Here is a 784-nt window from a genome sequence, read left to right on the forward strand (position 1 = left end):
AGAGATATAGAGTGCTAAGGAGCAACGCTCAGCTCATCCAGAATCGATTCACTATCACCGCCTCCCGTTCTTAAACAGGGGAAAACCAATAGAATTTCGGTGCATTGCTCCGAGTCAGTGGAATAACTTATCGCCCCCCCTAAAGCGCTCATGACCCGTCGATAATAGACGGTCGCCAGATCAAGGTTAGATGAATCTTCATCCACAACTCTTAAACCTTCTAGCTGAGAACGCTGAACACCTTCTTTATAACGCAATAATAATACATTACGGCCACCCTCAACCCGACTATCAATAGTGATCTCTTCGCCTTTAGCCACGACAGAGTGATTGATGGCCGTTTTTAGTATGTTAAACAAAGCATAAATCAATAACCATTCATCACCTTTGAACAAGAAGTCTTGGCGTAAGTCTGTTCGTATTCTCTCTCGCTCTCCTGGCATAAACACATACTCTGCCAAACTCTTCGTTACTACACTCTGAATTGAAAGCACCTTGAAGGTACTTACATCGATGGGTTCATCCTTCACCAGACCTAGACTCATGTCGATCACCTGAGCACTTCGCGCGATAGCCACATGAGCTTGGCTATAGGGACTATCTAAATATCTCTCATCTTTTAGCTCCGCTCGTACCAATGCAGCATGTTCAACAAAGGCATGTAATTGATCTAAAGGCCCTCTCATGTCATTGGCGATATTACCGGCCAAAGACTGCAAACTCTGCATTTTTTGAAATAAGAAGCGCTGCTCCTGGAAAGCCTGACGGCGAAAAAACTCTACAC

Annotated in this window: 1 protein-coding gene; it reads right to left on the reverse strand. The window is 44.5% G+C overall.

What is annotated here, in order from left to right:
* Positions 1–14: 14 nt before the first annotated feature.
* On the reverse strand, positions 15–784 hold a 770-nt coding region (locus A3763_RS29055; protein ID WP_197483041.1), incomplete at its 5' end, for a HAMP domain-containing histidine kinase.

The organism is Oleiphilus sp. HI0128 (assembly GCF_001635365.1).